Here is a 13,063-nt window from a genome sequence, read left to right as displayed (position 1 = left end):
TATTGGGCGCATCTGTAAGTCAATTTTAGATAGAAGGAAACCGCAGATCATGAAAAAAATAACTGTCGCGGAGTTTGTTTCAGGAAAAACCGCAGCTTTCAACGCTGGCTGGGAGTCGTATTTTATCGACCGCGAACTCAGCGATAACCCGCACTTGGGTGGAACAGAACAACACAAAGAGTGGGATAGCGGATTTGCTGAAGCATGGCTGTCTGCCGCCTCGCGTAATAGAGTAACTGTTAAATCAATCCAGGAAGCACGTGAGCGATTGGCCGGGGTGGAAAAGCCAGCCCTTTTTGTATTTCCATCGCAGAGTTTAGGGTCTGATGATTTAGACCTGCTTATGTCTCTTCAGTTAGAAGCGGCAAGGAACAAGGTGGCAATAAAGTGCGACGAAGCTGATTTTCTCCAGACAAAGGCTGAACGATTACAGTCGGCTCTAAGGTTGTTCGAAACAGGACGATTGGTTAAAAAATCTAAGTAGGATACAGAATAAAATGAGTGAATGTGATTGTTCATCAGAGCGCATAGTGCCGGGTTTAAATACTCCTTCACGCAGTAAGCATTTAAGAACTTGCCCATTGCAGAAGTCATTCCTTTTTTACTATGAAATTGGTTTGGATACATGGTGTCCGGTTCCTGAAAACATTGATGAAATCCTGAGCGAAAACAACGTAACAGATGGGGAATTATTTGAAATATCCTTCAAGCGCTTGCGGATGACTCAGAATGAATTTGACGCGATACCAGAGGCGGGATAGAAGTTGATTTACCCCTGCGTCCGGCCAGCCAGGCGCAGCAATAAATCAATTTTTAAGGAGTAAGCATGTTTTTAGCAGCAACAAACTCTTGCGCTCATTGCAAAGGCACCATCTATCCAGATGATGAAATAGTCAGCTCTGGCATGGCTCTGTATCACCTCGAATGTGCTGAATTAATTGATTTACCAGACAACAGCGACGAATAGGAAAAACCGGAAATGGCGAAGCAAAACGAATTTAAGTGCCCTAAGTGTGGCTCACCAGTAAAGGCATGGGCTGATTTGGATGCGCAAGTTACTTTTACTGTAACCGCTTCAGGTAAACTGACTAAGCCTGTAATTGCTAACTCCTATCAAACAGATGGCCGTTGTGGAGTTGACTGTTCTGCGTGTGATTGGAGCTTGCATCATAGTGACATGCAGGAAGATAGCATTTTTGAATCCATCGCTAACAGTGCTCTTGCGGCTCAGGATTCAATCGAATTTTTATCAGCTAAACGTCAAAACTCAAATTAGGAATCACCGATGATTGAAATAGACGGCAAAAAGTACAGCGCCGAAACAGTCCCAGGGTTTGATATTTACGACGGCCACGAAGCTAAAATCGTAACCGGCGTAAACACAACATCAGGCCAGGCGGTGGCTATTCAAGTCAATGACACCTGGCGTTTTATTAGCCCTTTGGTGAGATAGGATACAGTCCAATATGACTTATGCATTTAAAATTACATTGTTGCTCATAGCGGCACCTCTGATAGCAATGCTTTCATTCGCCGGTGGCCAGTTAGTAGCGCAAGTGTTTTGGGGGGTAAGTGAACCTGTTTACTGGTTCAAACTGGATTATGTTGTTTTTGCATCTATTGCCTTGGGCGCTGCAGCACTTGCAGTCAACTCGCTTGATCGGGCCATAGCTTGTCTGCAAAGACGCATTAGTAAGCCAATAATCTGACTGAGGAAATTTGTTTGGTAAACGATGTAGCAGTCTTCCCGGCATTAGACCGTTCAGTGTGGAGAAGCGACTGGCCTTACATTGTCACACTTGTTGACGGAGTGAAGTTGCCTGCTTACCCAGTGAGAGGTCGAGTGGATGAGCATGGCTCGTTTTGCTTTGGCGATAGTTGTAATGACGAAATGTGGTATGTAGCGGATCGACTTATTGAGCATGGCCTAATTACTGATTTGAGGAATGCCAGGGTGATTTCTGTTGAGTCAGTATCGTATTGGGAGCAAATTAATCCGGATGAAAGCTAGGCTATTGCAGTGAGTGTAACTCGTATCGGCAGTACGACTCTGACAACGTACTCAAATGGCGGAGTCACTGGGTATTAATAATCCAATACTTAGTAGAAGAACAGTAAAGCTGAATACTTTGATTCTAGCCTAAGAGGAAAAAGCATGCCCCCCGCATGAAAAAGCTACGCGCATTGCTCGCCGGTTAAATGCGCTTGCAATGGGTCTTAGCTCTAGCTGTAAAAACCTTGATTAAAGGCTTCATCAAGCTCGATAGCTACTTTACGGATAAAATCCATTCCAAGGAAGTACTTAATGCTGATCAGCTCTTTAATGTCCGAACCACGCCCCTGCAACACCCTGACAATCTCCCCTTCATTGTTGCCACGGCCGGCGTAAACCATAATTGGGTCGAACTTCATCAGACAGGTAGGCAGCATATCCCTGTTGGCGTAAATCCATTCGGCACAATTTAGAGCGTTCATAGCCGGGTCGCTATCATCAGCACAAATCGTTTTGAGGACAGCTTCTACCTGAGTTTGAACATCGGTCAGGGTCAGCATGCGATCTAACGTCATACAGCCTGGTAGGGCATCCGGCTTTTGTTTATGCAGGCCAAGTTTGATTACATTAGACATGATATACCTCCATCAAATTGATGAAGGTATTTTCGGGGAGTTATGGGTTTAAGCAGTAAATCGGCATAAATCTCGCCATCAAATGGCCAGCGCCATCTGAGAGCGTGGGATAACAAGCTCTTTTTGAGTGCCAATTTTCATTAATCTTGAATCGGCCCTATGTACCGCGCTGGGCTGTAAATCACAAAGAATGACATTGCGGCCAAGATTAAGCGCTGCTTCACCGGTAGAGCCGCTGCCACAAAATCCATCAAAGACAGCTTGCCCCGGTTGCGTGCTCTGACCAATAAACAATTCCAGCAGCTGAACCGGCTTTTCAGTTGGGTAGTACTGCTTTCCTCTGAGCGATTTAACACTGATAATATCAGGTACTGAAAGGTCGTTAAGCTGCCGGTGCTTACCCTTACGCTCAACTTTTTCAAAAAATAACACCCACTCGCTACGGCACCGGTAGTGATAGCCCATACCAAGGCTTTCTTTATCCCATGTCAAAACTCGCCAAAAAAAGAAGCCAATACGCTCCAATTCCGGCTTTAGGAAAAAACCGGTATCTTGGTCGCACAGAATGTACCCATGCGTGCCAGGCTTCATTATCCGGTAGCACTCTCTGGCGTAATCCACCAAATAATCGTTAGATACCACTGGAAACCATTCATTAGAACTGGCATCAGATTGAGCGAGGCGGGTAGTAGTGCCCACTGAACGGTGCTTCTCAAGTGAGCAGTACGCCGGGTCTGACACAACCAAATCAACGCTGTTATCCTCAATAGTTGACATCACAGCCAACGCATCACCCTGCACAATTTGAAAGAATGACATTGGGCTTCCTATAATTGCTTAGTTTAAGTAAAGGCCATCTTCGACGTTGCTACTTTGCTGTGTACCAGCGCCGGCGCATCAAAATCGAATTGCAAATTCATGTCTATATCTCCTGCTTAATGGAAGCATTGTCTCAAAGATAAAAATCACAGCAGTAAAACTGCCAGTCGGGCGCCAACGGAGCCGGCAGTTGTCGCTTTAACATCACGGAATCAGAGGGTGAAACGAAATACAATCGTTTTTAACCCCAAGATGAAGTGCACACCGGGGCCGGATAATTTAAACGAGGGAATTCTAAATGGACCGAAGGCGGGCGCGGCCAGCGAAAGTGTTCAGCGTCTTGTAATTAAACAAGTGACGCTGAGTGACACATTATTTTGCGATAGGCAGTTCAGATAACTTTGTGGTGTAAGCCGGTGACAATCTCTCTCGACGCATTGCATGAGACGAAGATCCAATAGCACTGGCGAAACTAATCTGGCCACTGCCGGTGGAGTTTATCCTGTCTACTAATGACATCAGCTGATTGCTCACTGGTGCCGCGGCGAAAAGGTCGCCTTGTACTACAGACTGATCATAAAAATCCATCAGCATAACCCCACACTTTGCATACCGTGGCCCATCAAGCCATATTGCATCAAGCAGTAATGATGCCAGATGTAAAAAATCTCTGGTGTCATCACTTGGATAGGTGAGTTCCGCTGACCGGTTTTGGCTGTATTTCACAGGATCATTGCTGAAATGCCCCGTAGTTATAAAGATACTGATCACGCGAGCCTTTTGCTTTTCCTGACGCAGCTTCTTGCATGCCCTCGATACGTGCTCAGCCAGAGCAAGATTCATATCACGCTTTATTGTTACCCGCTCTCCAAATGCCCTGGAGCAAACGATTTGCTTTTTGGTGGGTGGAGCATCCTCAAGCTCAATACATGACTCGCCGTTTATCTCTCGATGAGTGCGCTCCAGTACAACTGAAAACTGTTGCCGGAGTAACTTTGCCGGCGTATCCGCGAAGTCCAGGCCTGACTTTATGCCTATATCATTAAGCCGCTTCGTTAACTGCCGCCCAATACCCCAAATTTCATCGACCGGGATGAGAGATAGCAGCTTGCGCTGCCGAACCGAATCTGAAAGGTCAACGACTCCCCCGGTTGCAGACCACTTTTTTGCTGCGAAGTTGGCCAGTTTCGCAAGGGTTTTAGTCGGTGCTATTCCAACACAGATAGCTATGCCGGTGTACTGAGCAACACGTGATTTTATGTCCTTTCCAAACTCAGTGAGATCAAACCTACCGCATCCGGACAGGTCTACAAAACACTCATCGATGCTGTACACCTCCAAGGCCGGCACCATGTCACGTATAGTGCTCATTACTCTGGCTGACATATCGCCGTAGAGAGCGTAATTTGATGAAAAAACCTCTATCCGGTGCTTTCGTATTTCGTTTTGGATCTGAAACGCAGGCACACCCATTTTAATGCCAAGTTGTTTCGCCTCCCGAGAGCGAGCAACCACACAGCCATCATTATTGCTCAGCACGATTACAGGCCGGTTAGCCAGTGCCGGCTTAAACAGCTTTTCACAGCTTGCGTAGAAATTATTGCAGTCACACAGACCAAACATCATCCCACCTGGCGATTACGCAAGTTTTTGATTACATGTACGACGACACCAAACACTTGAAAATCGGAGTTATCAGAAAGTGGAATAGGCGCATATTTTGAGTTATAGGGCAGTAATTGCGTGGTAGGGCGGATGCAAAGCTCTTTTACCGTAAACTCGCCATCGAGTGACGCAACAATGACTTCGCCATGAGTGGCCACAATTGAGCGGTCAACAACCAGAAGATCACCACTGTGTATACCAATATCAATCATCGAATCGCCACCGGCTCGCACAAAGAACGTAGCTGCAGGATGACGAATGCAAAGGCTGTTAAGGTCGATATTTTGCTCAATATAGTCCTGAGCCGGGCTTGGGAAGCCGGCGGCAACTGTATCTGAAAAAAGCGGAATAGGAATTTGCATAAGGCACAACCCATAACTGTATATATAAACAGTATAGCTGCACCTGGTTAGTTTTGTCGATGCTCAAAGTCAGTCTTTGACAATCACAACAGGAAAGTCGCTCAAACTTTTAGGCCTGCCATTGGTGTAACCAGCAATAATTCGCCTTTAGCTGGTAAGGGATATGCGGCAGCGCCCGACAAGGAAGCTACAGCTGCGGGCTTGAAAGTGCTCAGATTCAGAGTCTTCGGCGTTGGTCAAAATTTACTTTTGTAGGAACTGGGCTACATTCATTTATGCAAAGTTGATTGCCATTTAAAGGGACTTATCTATGAAAACAATTAAACACTCATATGTTTGGGTTTTACTGGCGCTGGCGCCAACAATAAGCACACATGTAAATGCTAATTGGCTTACCGGCGAGCCAACCTACCAAAGTCAGTGGAGTAACCCGCAAACCCCCCTTGTTATCGACGCAGCCTCGCCTGGTGAAGCTGTGATAAATAAAACGGGCGGAATGGGAAAAGTGATGTACATTCTCATAACCAATATCCCGCCAAAGGCCAGTGCAAACTACCAGCACAATATCAGTTACCAGGAAGTACGCCGCGCCGCACTTGTCAGGCCGCAAGTTGAAGCGCCGGTGCCGATTGCCAAGCCTGAAGATACACCAAAGCCAGATGGAGGTGTTGCCGGAATTGTGGCAGCTCCCAAATCGTGTGTCGCTATACTCACGCCCCTTATTAACGAATTGAGTAAAGCGGAAACTCCAGCAGCAACAGCAAGCCTGTTAAAGCAAATCATCGCAGTGCCTCCAAATGACGAGAGTGGAGTCCATAATGATTCATGTGTAGGGTCAAAAAATCGAGCAGTTGAGATCACTCAAAGACTAATAGCCGCTCCAATAGAGAAAGGACAGGATTTGATTTTCACCTTTAACAAAGTAGAGACTGGTGGCTCAACACAGGTTGCAAAATTCACGCTCAAACAGAAAGTCAAAGAGTGGATCACTCATGCCGGTTGGACCTTCATTGGTAGCAGAGACACCCTACACTATAGCGTTGCCGGCGAAGATGGGACCTATACAGTTCAGCGTCAGGGAAATCAGCCCTCCATTAATCACGCATTGACCGTCGCATATATTTATCCTCTGTGGACGTGGGGTGATGATTTCCATATCGGGCCATCAGGAATGCTTGGGCTTGGCCAAAATGGTTTACTGGTCGGCGCCGGTGTCAGCCTTGCTTTTACGGAGAATTTTTCCGTTAGCATAAGTGTAATCGCGTCTGAGTTTAAACAGCTTAACGGCGTGTATAAGGTTGGTCAGAACGTTGGCACTACAGCGCTTGATAGCACCACGTTGGATGATGACGCAATTAAAGCCAGTGGAGCCCTTACTATCGGATTTCGCTTCTAAATGCTTAGTGCCGGGCTTAACCCGGCACTCTTTGGTATTAATCAAGCTGTATCGAACACGCAAGCAGCAATAGCAAAATAATAAGCAAAAGCAGTCGCTTGTATTTCCTGATCTTCACCAAATCGTTGTAAACTTCAGGCATAGTGGACTTAGACGTATAACGGGATTATAAATGCCGCCAAAGCCCTCCAATAGAGATGATTTCTCCTCGCAAACAAAATTAATGCTGGAGAAGAGAGTCGGTGGCGTCTGCTCAAAGCCTGATTGCAGATCTTATACCAGCGGCGCTCACACCAACCCAGATAAAAGCTCAAGCATCGGTGTTGCAGCTCATATTCGTGCCGCTGCCCAAGGTGGCCCCCGCTATGACCCCTCATTGACGACAGTTCAGCGAAAGAGCATAAGTAACGGTATTTGGCTGTGCCAATCGTGCGCCAGGTTGATTGATACCGATCCAGCGCGATTCCCTGTAACATTGCTCCTGGAATGGAAAAAAACTGCCGAAGATACTTCAATAAAGCGTTTCGGGAAAAAAAGCATTTCTGAAAGCGAGCATAATAACGAAGTGATGGTAGCATTCGGTAGAGGAATGCTGGCGAATGCTACAGGTGGAACCAGTGATCCAAGTGCAATTTTGTCTGTCATAAAAGGGCATGAGAGAAATTTGTCTGAGCTCGATCCCCGACTTGAAGTTAGGCTCCGCTCCTATGAGAGTGGGAGTTGCATCTATGAGATAGGTGCCAAGCCTGGCACCACCCCGTCACTTAACCTGCTATTGATAAATACACCTGTGGTTGTTGATAAAGTGCGGCAGTTAAAAGAGTTTGGTAAGTCAACCGAGCTTCCACCGGAGTCCTACAAAATTGAAGGCTCCCCCCTTATTGAGGAATTGTTCCGCCACGGAGAGAAAGCAAATTTAATTCTCACCGGTAAAAACAAGGATCTTGAAACAGTTGTTTCATTTAAAAACGAATCAGGTGCTGAGTTTGAACTGGCCACATTCTCAACTGAACTGAGTATAGGAAGTAAAGGCGGAACAATATATGGTAAGGCCTTATCGGGCCTTATTACGCTGGAATTAACTTACTTTAATGAGGGCGGGAGCAAATTCAATTTAAGTTTCTCCATTAACTCGTGGGTCGGTATGCGGGCAGATAAGTTGCAGTATTTTGCCAAATTTAAAAAGCTCTTAAACTTTCTAAGTGCATCTCAAACAACCAATATTGTCATAGAGCTTCACCACTCCGTTGAACCAATTATTCTTAATTCCTCAGACAATATTAGCCTAGAAAATTTTATTGCGAACCTCAAAGATACGATTGAAATTATCGACTACTCCCGAGTTATATCAGCGAAATTACCGCAGGCTGTTAAATTTAAGAACACCCAGTTGTCAGAAGATGAATACCACATGCTCTTGGAGTGCCATGACAGATTAACCAGAAGTAGTAGTATTTGTCCTGCCGGGCACGTATTTTGTACCGGCCTTATTTCCTCTGATTTACCAGAACAATACAAGCACTTCCCTAACGACGGTTTCCAACAAGCGATTTGCCAAATGAAAGGGCAGCCAGTTGAACTAAATGTACTTGGGAACCGGGTATTAGCACCCGCTTTAACTGCAATTATAGAAAGGTTTGAGTTGGCTATGTTCTGTCCGCTGAGTCCACCAGAACAACGCCAGCCGCATTTCCAGTTGACGGCATCAGAAAACACGACGCTAAGTTGGGAATTTGATCCGAAAGGCAGCTGGAAGCTCTTGAGTTGATTTACGAGACGCAGGTAGTCGTATCAGCCTTGGCACTCGAAATAATAAGTTGTCACTGGACGAATTGTGATTTGCCGGGAGACAAAGTTATTGCAAAGCTATATTGAAATTAGCCGGCCAGAACACCCCTTAAACTGGCCGACACCGAATTCCAAGTTAGCTCGGCTGCAACAACTCATCTGCCACAGCCTCGCGTAATTCTGCAGTGAAAAGAGCATCAACTGCCGCGGCCGGTAGTTGAGCTGCTAAACCGCTAACCAGTCTTCGTAAAATTATTAATTGATCCCCGGGTGAGGCTTCACCGTTACACTTTTCAAATATGTCCTGGCACAAGCAATGTGATTCATCAGTAAAATTTGAGGTCGAATTTAAGTCAGTTGTAGCCTGATGAATAAGGCTGGCATAGCGATCAGGTGCAATAGTTGGCGCAAGAGCCATACGAATAGCCGTATACCCCTGTAATTCTCCTACCAAGCGCTGACGCTCATCACGGTCGATACCAACAATTAGCCTCCTGTTGACGCGCTGCAGCAGATTGCGGATGTGTGCCTGCAGTATGTTTCGAATTTGCATTGCCTGTTGATGCTCTGCATTTCTAACGGCCTGATTTGTTAATGGATTAAACATTACTCTCTCCTTAGCTCCAAACTAAGAGATAGTTTGGAGCTAACTCTAGTTGAGGCATTAAATCGGGAAATGAAGAACAAGGGGCAAAGCCCCTTATGGTTACTGAACTATGAAGCAGGCTTTTGCGCCGGCGATCGTTTCAAATATCACGGCACCCACCTGGCCGAGGCGTTTATCAGGGTTGACCACATAAGTTTGTGCCGCCGGCGCCTCTGAGAGCAGCGCAAGATTGCTCTTCACGCAATCAACAGTCAGCTTGTCCTCACCGACACCAGACTTCGATTCATGCAAAGCATTACTCAACAGCCCGACAATAGTTTTGCGATCATCGTTGGTAAGCACATACCCTACGGGAACGTAATTCTCATCTGTTGGTTCATCAGCTGCAGGGAAGGTGAGCGCAGAGGTGTTATTACCAAGGAAATGGCCGGCTAAAGGTAAAAGCGAGATGGCAAACACCGCAAATCCACCAAGCTCGATGTAAGCACAGCTCTTATTGCTTTCAACAACAGGAATGGACAGCGAGGATATGATGGGGAAAGCACCGGTAATCCCCCGGCTTCGTAATTCGTCACGCAAGCTAATTTGCGGCCAGCTATTATTAAAGTCAGATATAACAGTTTTGGTGTTGTTTAATATCAGAACAAGTTTCATATTTATTTTCCTTACGCAGTGGATTGCGTATAGAAAATTACGACTGATTTAAATTTTGGCCATAAAGCAGAACGGCATCATTAGATGCCGTTCGCAATACCTAAGCTGCCTGAGTTACGTTCTGTTGATTATTCTCAACAAAGGAAAGGGTGAAAACACTGTCGTACATGGCCTGTACCTACAAATACATAGGCATCAACCAGATAAAAACCTATGAGAATTAGAGGTCAATTATTGACATTATGATGACCGGCACCAGAAACTAGATAATTGACGTAGGGTGTTCTAACCCAGGTGTTTAAATACTTTATCAAGCCAATTTTTTTTTACTGCCGCTGAGTAGGCGCTAATGTGCGCTTTCGCAAATTCACTTCTTGATTGAAAGTTAACGGCCAATGCTGTTATGGATTCGATTGTCCACTTTGCCCTGCTGGCCTTCGGAAAGCATTTGCAAATGTCATCAAACCAACCATTTCTAAGTGCAGTTCTGACAACATGACCACCGTTCACACGAAAGTCGGTTTTATTTTTGAAACGCAGGGCAATCTCCTTACATTTGTCAAAATTTAATTCCTCTTGATCTTCACTATGTGACTGCATATGTGCACAAATCTCCCTGAGCCAGCCTTTATTGTAAGCCTTTAAGTATGCTGTTTGACTGTTTAAACGGAACTCCCTGGAGGTTGTGAATTTCTTAGCCTCGGTCAGACATGTTTCGTAGTCCCAACGCTTCTGGTATGGCAAACCTGCAAAACAGATGCTTTGCCATTCATTTTGGACAATTAGTGCGTATAAATCAGGATGAGCACATTGAAAAGAGAAAATTGACGAGTAATTTTTAACAAGAGACTGAAGGAATTCACTATTACACTCATCAGGTGTAATGACCCGATAAACCAGTTCATCAGTAAATGAATCAGATTTAGCTTTTGTGTACAGATGTGGGTACTGAAGCTTGAACAGCGAAGCACTGAAACAGGTTGCGGCCATTTTCAAGCAGTGGGATTTATCTATCTGAGTTCTATCTGGTCGCTTCATGTGTGCACAGCATTCTTCCAGCCAGCCCTTTTGTTGAGCATAACTATAAGCGCTACTGTCACCTTTAGCGAAAAAGGATCTAGTAGCGTATTTTGAAGCTACTGTTAAGCAGTAAGTTTTAGTTAGCTTAGTTTCCCTGGCAGGATGTAATTTGTCTAACCAGCCTCGTTTTCTTGCAGCATTATAAGCATGGTGGCTTTCTTCCCGAAATTCTGAGCGAGAAGAAAACTTTGAGGCTTCGCTCTGGCACATTTCAAATGTCCAGATTGAACGCGATTTTAAATGTGCAGTGACTTCGTCCAAAAAACCCTGAGCTTTTGCCGACCTGTAAACCTGTGGTCGCTTGGTTCTAAATTGTGATAGTTGTGTATATGACAGAGCAATTTCTCTGCATTGCTCTAAGGTCAAAACTGGACATTCACTTGGACTTTCAACAGGCATACAACAAACTCAATTGACAGCTTTGAGGTTAGTGTAAGACAGTAGCTGAACTTGGCACTGATACTAAGCATCACTAATTTGCAGGCTTAACGTTAAAGTGACGACTTCAAGCAGCTTCATACCCATACATAGCCCAAACATCTGGATCAGCTTCAAACGAGTGCGTCATTCCGGTTGCAAGATTTACCGATACACCCTGATAGGCCACAGAGCCATGCCTAACCAATTGCCAGAGCATTTGAGTGGCATAGGCGGCAACCATATCATTTACGCCAAAATCTTGCTTATGAAGCGCTTCAGCATGGCTACAGCTATCAATATTGGTATCGACATAGTTTTCCATCTGCTCACGGTACAAATCGACTACGGTGGGCAGATAGGCAAAGTCTCCGTTTACTCTGGCGTTCTGACCAAGAACGATGTTGCCTGAGTTGCGGTCATTGCCGGTATCTATCCAAAGCAAACCATCCCTGCAACGAAACCCATCAGGAACACTGTTGAGTAAGGTGTGGATCACCTTACGCGACGCCACGTTATCGACGCAGCCAAAAATCACCGCGCTGTTTGAAATCTGCCCATTAAACCGCTCAGGTACCGCCGTCCAGTTTACACCACCAAAATTATTGAAGCGGTTCACCAAAGTCACAGCTTTATTCTGGCCAATATCAAACGGGTAAAAACTTTGACGACCTACGTTTGAGGGTGTAACCACATCATCATCGAAAACAGTTACGTCTAAACCTGCACCACCTAATGCAACAAGCGTATTGTGCATCTGAAATAGCTTCCCCAAAACGGCAGAGCCGGTACCGCCAGCGCCAACAACATATACCTTGATGCGGCTATCACTGCTTTGCGCTGCGCGAGATAAAAAGTCAGGGGCAGAAATCATATTGGCCATGTTAGCACTCCAATTTAGCAATGATTGAACCAAGATTTACTTTAGCTGGCACCAGGTGCTTAGCATTAGGCGCTTTACCTGTCATTGCTATCTCTTTCCAGATAGCAATGTGTTCTTTTAAGCCAACACTTTCATCGGCCTTAAATGTCTCCTTGTGGTTGGGGTGAGTGAACAGCGTATCGGTAATGGCCGCTTCACACATACTAATAATTTTGTCATTCGGATCTGACATTTCAGGCATAGTTGCTGTTCCAACACACAGACCTCCAAAACTATTAATATTGCAAAGCGGGGCGTGATACAAAGCGGTTTTTGCTATTGGTAAGCCCTTTGCCAGCTTGGAAAAAATAGCCAGCCTGCGATTATGCTTATCAAGAATAAATACAAACGATGGCAGTTTGGCTCTTACTTCAATAACAGCTTCACCTTGACCACGAAACCACAGGCGATCAGCCACCTTACTAGCAGCGCGTTGCCAGACCAAAAGCCGGTCAGATTCATAAGCAATTTGCGGCAATACCCAATGTGATGTCTCGTTCTTGCATATCACACTTTTAACAGCGGCCAGCGCAGTGGCAGGTTCAACCGGCTTACCTGACTGAAGCAAGCCGTTTTTAATGGGATGATGACTGACAACATAGTCACCGGAAAAAAGCTTTGAGAAACTAAGCGCAAACTCTCCCGTTACCGTTTCAACAGGGGTCACCCTTAAATTTCTCTCAACAACCTCTGATGGTGCAAACATTATAGTGATCTCCAAGCTC

17 protein-coding genes are annotated in these 13,063 nt (G+C 45.4%); 8 read left to right on the top strand and 9 right to left on the bottom strand.

Going from position 1 to position 13,063, the window contains the following annotated elements; all coding sequences use genetic code 11:
* Positions 1-49 precede the first annotated feature (49 nt).
* The 6 genes from MJX74_RS19225 to MJX74_RS19200 all read left to right on the top strand — a co-directional run bounded on the left by MJX74_RS19225 (position 50) and on the right by MJX74_RS19200 (position 1,709).
* Positions 50-484, top strand: coding sequence for a hypothetical protein (locus tag MJX74_RS19225; protein ID WP_240224627.1), 435 nt, complete (start codon positions 50-52; stop codon positions 482-484).
* 13 nt (positions 485-497) lie between these two features.
* Positions 498-761: a hypothetical protein gene (locus MJX74_RS19220; protein WP_240224626.1), complete on the top strand. Its 264-nt coding sequence runs from the start codon at positions 498-500 to the stop codon at positions 759-761.
* 65 nt (positions 762-826) lie between these two features.
* Positions 827-967, top strand: coding sequence for an LIM domain-containing protein (locus tag MJX74_RS19215; protein ID WP_240224625.1), 141 nt, complete (start codon positions 827-829; stop codon positions 965-967).
* Between the two features lie 12 nt (positions 968-979).
* On the top strand, positions 980-1,276 hold the full coding sequence (locus tag MJX74_RS19210) for a hypothetical protein (RefSeq protein ID WP_240224624.1): 297 nt from the start codon (positions 980-982) through the stop codon (positions 1,274-1,276).
* 9 nt (positions 1,277-1,285) lie between these two features.
* Complete coding sequence (locus MJX74_RS19205; RefSeq protein WP_240224623.1) at positions 1,286-1,453, top strand: hypothetical protein; 168 nt, start codon at positions 1,286-1,288, stop codon at positions 1,451-1,453.
* A gap of 13 nt (positions 1,454-1,466) precedes the next feature.
* The gene (locus MJX74_RS19200) at positions 1,467-1,709 is read left to right on the top strand and encodes a hypothetical protein (protein ID WP_240224622.1); all 243 of its coding nucleotides are present in this window, start codon (positions 1,467-1,469) and stop codon (positions 1,707-1,709) included.
* A gap of 514 nt (positions 1,710-2,223) precedes the next feature.
* On the opposite strand, the gene MJX74_RS19195 is transcribed toward MJX74_RS19200, so the two are convergent.
* The 4 genes from MJX74_RS19195 to umuD form a co-directional block, all read right to left on the bottom strand.
* The gene (locus MJX74_RS19195) at positions 2,224-2,628 is read right to left on the bottom strand and encodes a hypothetical protein (RefSeq protein WP_240224621.1); all 405 of its coding nucleotides are present in this window, start codon (positions 2,626-2,628) and stop codon (positions 2,224-2,226) included.
* Between the two features lie 78 nt (positions 2,629-2,706).
* Positions 2,707-3,447: a DNA-methyltransferase gene (locus MJX74_RS19190; RefSeq protein WP_240224620.1), complete on the bottom strand. Its 741-nt coding sequence runs from the start codon at positions 3,445-3,447 to the stop codon at positions 2,707-2,709.
* Positions 3,448-3,819: 372 nt separating this feature from the next.
* Positions 3,820-5,070, bottom strand: a complete 1,251-nt coding sequence (umuC, locus tag MJX74_RS19185) for a translesion error-prone DNA polymerase V subunit UmuC (RefSeq protein WP_240224619.1) — start codon at positions 5,068-5,070, stop codon at positions 3,820-3,822.
* Entirely contained in the window at positions 5,070-5,474 is a 405-nt protein-coding gene (gene umuD / locus MJX74_RS19180) for a translesion error-prone DNA polymerase V autoproteolytic subunit (RefSeq protein ID WP_240224618.1), read from the bottom strand. Before umuD ends, umuC begins: the two co-directional genes overlap by 1 nt.
* 310 nt (positions 5,475-5,784) lie before the next feature.
* On the opposite strand from umuD, the gene MJX74_RS19175 reads away from it, so the two are divergent.
* Positions 5,785-6,870, top strand: a complete 1,086-nt coding sequence (locus MJX74_RS19175) for a hypothetical protein (protein ID WP_240224617.1) — start codon at positions 5,785-5,787, stop codon at positions 6,868-6,870.
* Between the two features lie 172 nt (positions 6,871-7,042).
* Complete coding sequence (locus MJX74_RS19170) at positions 7,043-8,638, top strand: hypothetical protein (RefSeq protein WP_240224616.1); 1,596 nt, start codon at positions 7,043-7,045, stop codon at positions 8,636-8,638.
* Between the two features lie 156 nt (positions 8,639-8,794).
* Here the strand turns inward: MJX74_RS19170 and MJX74_RS19165 are convergent, their stop codons facing one another.
* From MJX74_RS19165 to MJX74_RS19145, 5 genes are all read right to left on the bottom strand, one after another.
* Positions 8,795-9,265, bottom strand: a complete 471-nt coding sequence (locus MJX74_RS19165; protein WP_240224615.1) for a hypothetical protein — start codon at positions 9,263-9,265, stop codon at positions 8,795-8,797.
* Positions 9,266-9,364: 99 nt separating this feature from the next.
* Positions 9,365-9,919: a hypothetical protein gene (locus MJX74_RS19160; protein WP_240224614.1), complete on the bottom strand. Its 555-nt coding sequence runs from the start codon at positions 9,917-9,919 to the stop codon at positions 9,365-9,367.
* Positions 9,920-10,204: 285 nt separating this feature from the next.
* Positions 10,205-11,398 carry a hypothetical protein gene (locus tag MJX74_RS19155; RefSeq protein WP_240224613.1) on the bottom strand — a complete coding sequence of 398 codons (1,194 nt, stop codon included), beginning with the start codon at positions 11,396-11,398 and terminating at the stop codon, positions 10,205-10,207.
* A 106-nt stretch (positions 11,399-11,504) separates the two neighbouring features.
* Complete coding sequence (locus tag MJX74_RS19150) at positions 11,505-12,299, bottom strand: PRTRC system ThiF family protein (RefSeq protein ID WP_240224612.1); 795 nt, start codon at positions 12,297-12,299, stop codon at positions 11,505-11,507.
* 1 nt (position 12,300) lies between these two features.
* Complete coding sequence (locus MJX74_RS19145; protein WP_240224611.1) at positions 12,301-13,044, bottom strand: hypothetical protein; 744 nt, start codon at positions 13,042-13,044, stop codon at positions 12,301-12,303.
* Positions 13,045-13,063 lie beyond the last annotated feature (19 nt).

The organism is Rheinheimera hassiensis, from assembly GCF_022436675.1.
Lineage (GTDB): Bacteria > Pseudomonadota > Gammaproteobacteria > Enterobacterales > Alteromonadaceae > Alishewanella > Alishewanella hassiensis.
This window is presented reverse-complemented; position numbering and strand designations above follow the sequence as displayed.

Bases quoted from the DNA above. Each gene is read 5' to 3' on its own strand.
- MJX74_RS19225 (WP_240224627.1), top strand. From the start codon at position 50: ATGAAAAAAATAACTGTCGCGGAGTTTGTTTCAGGAAAAACCGCAGCT.
- MJX74_RS19220 (WP_240224626.1), top strand. From the start codon at position 498: ATGAGTGAATGTGATTGTTCATCAGAGCGCATAGTGCCGGGTTTAAAT.
- MJX74_RS19215 (WP_240224625.1), top strand. From the start codon at position 827: ATGTTTTTAGCAGCAACAAACTCTTGCGCTCATTGCAAAGGCACCATC.
- MJX74_RS19210 (WP_240224624.1), top strand. From the start codon at position 980: ATGGCGAAGCAAAACGAATTTAAGTGCCCTAAGTGTGGCTCACCAGTA.
- MJX74_RS19205 (WP_240224623.1), top strand. From the start codon at position 1,286: ATGATTGAAATAGACGGCAAAAAGTACAGCGCCGAAACAGTCCCAGGG.
- MJX74_RS19200 (WP_240224622.1), top strand. From the start codon at position 1,467: ATGACTTATGCATTTAAAATTACATTGTTGCTCATAGCGGCACCTCTG.
- MJX74_RS19195 (WP_240224621.1), bottom strand. From the start codon at position 2,628: ATGTCTAATGTAATCAAACTTGGCCTGCATAAACAAAAGCCGGATGCC.
- MJX74_RS19190 (WP_240224620.1), bottom strand. From the start codon at position 3,447: ATGTCATTCTTTCAAATTGTGCAGGGTGATGCGTTGGCTGTGATGTCA.
- umuC (WP_240224619.1), bottom strand. From the start codon at position 5,070: ATGTTTGGTCTGTGTGACTGCAATAATTTCTACGCAAGCTGTGAAAAG.
- umuD (WP_240224618.1), bottom strand. From the start codon at position 5,474: ATGCAAATTCCTATTCCGCTTTTTTCAGATACAGTTGCCGCCGGCTTC.
- MJX74_RS19175 (WP_240224617.1), top strand. From the start codon at position 5,785: ATGAAAACAATTAAACACTCATATGTTTGGGTTTTACTGGCGCTGGCG.
- MJX74_RS19170 (WP_240224616.1), top strand. From the start codon at position 7,043: ATGCCGCCAAAGCCCTCCAATAGAGATGATTTCTCCTCGCAAACAAAA.
- MJX74_RS19165 (WP_240224615.1), bottom strand. From the start codon at position 9,265: ATGTTTAATCCATTAACAAATCAGGCCGTTAGAAATGCAGAGCATCAA.
- MJX74_RS19160 (WP_240224614.1), bottom strand. From the start codon at position 9,919: ATGAAACTTGTTCTGATATTAAACAACACCAAAACTGTTATATCTGAC.
- MJX74_RS19155 (WP_240224613.1), bottom strand. From the start codon at position 11,398: ATGCCTGTTGAAAGTCCAAGTGAATGTCCAGTTTTGACCTTAGAGCAA.
- MJX74_RS19150 (WP_240224612.1), bottom strand. From the start codon at position 12,299: ATGGCCAATATGATTTCTGCCCCTGACTTTTTATCTCGCGCAGCGCAA.
- MJX74_RS19145 (WP_240224611.1), bottom strand. From the start codon at position 13,044: ATGTTTGCACCATCAGAGGTTGTTGAGAGAAATTTAAGGGTGACCCCT.